The sequence below is a fragment of the Pseudonocardia sp. D17 genome (assembly GCF_036984265.1).
GTDB classification, from domain to species: Bacteria; Actinomycetota; Actinomycetes; order Mycobacteriales; family Pseudonocardiaceae; genus Pseudonocardia; species Pseudonocardia benzenivorans.
The window spans coordinates 1-4342 of record NZ_BPRG01000098.1 but is presented as its reverse complement, the minus strand read 5'-3'; the positions used below and the strand labels follow the sequence as shown (position 1 = coordinate 4342).

Genomic DNA, 4342 nt, shown 5'->3' with positions numbered 1-4342 from the left:
CGCCCGCCGACGCCGCGCGCAGCTCGTCGAAGACCGCGCGCGGCGTCGTGGGGAAGCCACCGAACCCCAGTGCGGCGGCCAGCCCGGTGATGACGTCGAGGTCGGTGCGGACGCCGGGCGGCGGGTCGAGCGCCCGCCGGCGACGCAGCACCCGTCCCTCGAGGTTCGTGAGCGTGCCCTCCTCCTCGGCCCACTGGGCGACGGGGAGCACGACGTCGGCCCGCCGGGCGGTCTCGCCGGGCAGGAAGTCCGCGACGACGAGGAGGTCCAGCGCGTCGAGCTTGGCGGCGACGCGCGCGGCGTCCGGCGCGGACACCCGCAGGTTCGACCCGAACACCAGCAGCGCACGCGGCCCGCCGGGGGTGCCGATCGCGTCGATCAGCTCGACGGCACTGCGCCCGGGCCCGGGCAGCGAGTCCGGATCGACACCCCACACCGTCGCGACGTGGGCGCGGGCGGCGGGATCGTCGATGCGCCGGTAGCCGGGCAGCTGGTCGGCCTTCTGCCCGTGCTCACGGCCGCCCTGTCCGTTCCCCTGCCCGGTGATCGTGCCGAAGCCCGATCCCGGGGTACCGGGCAGTCCCAGTGCGAGCGAGAGGTTGATCCACGCCGTCACCGTGTCGACGCCGTGCGCGTGCTGCTCGGCCCCGCGCGCGGTGAGCACGTAGCGGCGCGCGGAGCCGGCCAGCCACGACACGACCGTCCGCATGTCCGTGGCCGCGACCCCGCACACCCGCTCGGCCCGCTCGGGCCACCACTGTGCGGCGAGCCGCCAGGCGTCGTCGAACCCGCTGGTCCGCTGCTCGACGAAGGCGCGGTCGACCAGCCCCTCGGTGACCGCGGCGTGCAGCAGGCCCAGCGCGAGCACCAGGTCGGTGCCCGGCACCGGCTGCAGGTGCAACCCGCCCGCCGCGACCGCGCGCTCGGCCGTCGGCGTCCGCCGGGGGTCGACGACGACCAGCCGGGCCCCGGTCAGGTGCCCCATCAGCGGCGGCATCGTCTCGGCGACGTTCGCGCCCGCCAGTACGACGACCTCCGCGTCGTCGAGGTCGGTCACCGGGAACGGCAGCCCGCGGTCGATCCCGAACGCCCGGTTACCGGCCGCGGCGGCCGAGGACATGCAGAACCGGCCGTTGTAGTCGATCTGCGAGGTCCCCAGCGCGACGCGGGCGAAGCGCCCCAGCAGGTACGCCTTCTCGTTGGTCAGCCCGCCGCCGCCGAAGACCGCGACGGAGTCCGGTCCGTACGCCGCCTGCAGGTCCCGGATCCGGTCCGCCACGTGCCCGATCGCGGAGTCCCACGACGCGGGCACACCGTCGACGAGCGGCGCGGTCAGCCGGTCGGGGTGCGACAGCAGCGACCCGGCGGTCCAGCCCTTCTGGCACAGCCCGCCCCGGTTGGTCGGGAACTCCCGCGGCGCGACCGTGCCCGCGCCGCCGACCGTCATCCCGCACTGCAGCGCGCAGTACGGGCAGTGCGTGTCGGCGGGCATGCGGGCCATCGTCGGACGGCCACGTACCGGGCGTGGTTCGACGACGTTTCCAGCAGGTGACACCGACGACCTCACACCGGCACCGGCGCACCGACGGCAGCGCGCGCCGGCGAGCGCAGGTAGACCGCGACCGTCACGACGGTGCACACCAGGTAGAAGGCGAAGAACACCCAGAACGCCGGGACGCCCGACTTGGCCGCGGCGAACGACTGGCGGAACGCCAGGTTGATCAGCAGCCCGCCGAGCGCGCCGACCGCCGAGATGAGACCGATCGCCGCACCCGAGACGCGCCGCGCCGCCAGCAGGGCCTCCTCGCGCGACGAGGCACCGGAGGCGATGCGCGCCAACGCCTTCCGCCGGAAGATCGCGGGGATCATCTTGTACGTCGAGCCGTTGCCGACGCCGGAGAACACGAAGAGCGCGATGAACCCGGCGACGAACAGCGGCAGCGACTTCATGCCCGACGCCACGATGCACACGACCGTCGCGGCGGCCATCGCCACGAAGTTCACCGTCGTGACGCGGGCGCCGCCGAAGCGGTCGGCCAGCCAGCCGCCCAGCGGACGGATGAACGAGCCCAGCAGCGGGCCGATGAACGTCAGCGCCGCCGCCTGGAGCGGGGTGCGGCCGAACTGCGTCTGCAGGACCAGCCCGAACGCGAAGCTGTAGCCGATGAACGAGCCGAAGGTGCCGATGTAGAGGAACGACATGATCGTGGTGTCCCGGTCGGCGACGGCGAGCCGGAACGCGCCGGTGTCGTTGCGGACGCTGGAGATGTTGTCCATGAACAGCGCCGCGCACACCGCGCAGATCACGATCAGCGGGATGTAGACGGCCAGCAGCAGCTTCGGGTGCCCGGCGCCCGCGGTCGCGATCACCAGCAGCGCGACCAGCTGGATGACGGCGACGCCCAGGTTGCCGCCCCCGGCGTTGAGGCCCAGCGCGGTGCCCTTGCGGCCCTCCGGGAAGAACGTGTTGATGTTCGTCATCGACGACGCGAAGTTCCCGCCGCCGAACCCGGCCAGCGCCGCCATCAGCACGAACACCGCGTACGGCGTGCCGGGCTGCAGGACGAACGCCGCCGCGACCGTCGGCACCAGGAGCAGCAGGCCCGACACGATCGTCCAGTTGCGGCCGCCGAACCGGGCCACCGCGAACGTGTACGGCACCCGCAGGACCGCACCGACCAGCGTCGCGGTCGCGCCGAGGAAGAACTTGCCGGCCGCGTCGACGCCGTACTCCGGGCCCATGAACAGCACGAACACCGACCACAGGGTCCACACCGAGAACCCGACGTGCTCGACGAAGATCGACGCCCACAGGTTGCGGTTCGCCACCGCGCGGCCGGTCCGCTCCCAGAAGCCCGCGTCCTCCGGCTCCCAGTCCTCGATCCACCGTCCGCCGAGTCGTGCCCGGCCCGTCCGCTGCTCGTCCGTGACATCCGTGAGGGTCACGTGTGGCCTCCCGCCGCTCGCCGATCGAATCGGTGGCGACGCTAGGAAGCGCGGATTACCTCGCCGTGGCCGTGCGTGTCATCGACGCAACGGGGTCCTCACATGGCCGGACGGTAGGTGTGAGGGGCTCAGAGCCGGGCGCTGATCAGGCCGGCGGCCCGCTCCAGGCCGGCGAGCGACTCGACGCTGCCCTCCGGGTGCTGGGCGTGCAGCGCCAGCCGGTACAGCAGGGCGCGCAGCAACGCCTGCGGCCACTCCGCCAGGTGCGCCCAGCGTTCGAGGATGCCCGCATCGGCGCCGCCCCAGGCCAGCGCGTCGACGACGATGACCGCCGCCGCCCACTCCGCGGGCCGCCAGAACGGGACGAGATCGAGGACGGCCGGGCTGCCGTCGGCGTCGAACAGGACCGCGCCGAACAGCTCGCCGTGCACGACCTGCGGCGTCAGCTTGATCGGTCGCCGATGCGCGCCCAGCTCGGTGAACAGGTCACCGCCCGTGGCGCCGTCGAGGGTCAGCCTGCGCTCGCCGAACGCCGCCGACACCGAGCGCGACAGCACGTCGTCGCGGTCGTCGAGCAGCCGCGGGCGCAGCACGGTCGCCGTCGCCGCGTGCAGGCGCATCGCGGCGGCGACGACGTCGTCGTAACGCGGTTCGGCGCTGCCCGGCAGGAACCGGCACGCCGCCCACCCGGCCACGACCCAACGCCCGTCCGACGACCGCAGCGGCCGTGCCAGCCGCACCCCCTCGACCTCGAGGTTCTCCAGCACCCCTGCCGACCAGGCGGCGACGGCGTTGTCCGACACCGGCCGGATCAGCGCGTCGCCGCACTGCCAGGCACGCTGGCCCGCCCACGCGACCGGGCGTGGCGGGGCGTCGGCCACACCGAACGCCGTACGGACGTGCTGGGGCAGGGCTTCGCCGGCTCCGGGTCGCGCCGGATCAGCGGCGGCTGCGTGAGCTGCGGTCACAGCACGCACGCTACCTGCGACGGTGCCCGGGGTGGTGCCGCCACGCGGGCGTGCCGGGACCCGATCGGCGTCAGCCGACCGGCTGTTCGTCGTCCCCGGAGCCGTCGGCGGACCCCGACGTCTCGGGCGGCGCCTGCTCCCCCTGCTCGATCGCCCGCTTGGCCGTGGCATTCGCGGCCTGCGCCGTTCCCGGTGACATCCACGACCAGCTCGGCGCCATGGTGTCGACGAACCCGGCGTTCCCGGACGGTGCCGCGGACCCGGACGCCCCGGCCGTCCGGGGCGCCGGTGCCGGCTCGGCGGCGCGCGGGGCGGGCTCGGCCGCCTGCGGTGCCGTCTCGGCGGCCTGCGGGGGCGTGGCGGCGGCCTGCGGGGCGTCGGCGGGCGGCGGCTCCGCGGCCCGGACCTCGGCCGGCGGGGGCCGCGGG

4 protein-coding genes are annotated in these 4342 nt (G+C 74.6%); all 4 read right to left on the bottom strand.

The genetic code is table 11. The features are described 5' to 3' along the window. The coding region (locus tag PSD17_RS16380) for a molybdopterin oxidoreductase family protein (protein ID WP_445261014.1) at nucleotides 1-1501 on the bottom strand (1501 nt) is incomplete at its 3' end. Between the two features lie 62 nt (nucleotides 1502-1563). Further along, nucleotides 1564-2946 (bottom strand): nitrate/nitrite transporter, encoded by a 1383-nt coding sequence (locus tag PSD17_RS16375; protein ID WP_013673278.1) that lies wholly within the window; start codon nucleotides 2944-2946, stop codon nucleotides 1564-1566. A 128-nt stretch (nucleotides 2947-3074) separates the two neighbouring features. Then, complete coding sequence (locus PSD17_RS16370; RefSeq protein ID WP_233899310.1) at nucleotides 3075-3914, bottom strand: TIGR02569 family protein; 840 nt, start codon at nucleotides 3912-3914, stop codon at nucleotides 3075-3077. 70 nt (nucleotides 3915-3984) lie between these two features. Beyond that, nucleotides 3985-4342: hypothetical protein (locus PSD17_RS16365; protein WP_339123328.1), on the bottom strand; the 358-nt coding region annotated here is incomplete at its 5' end.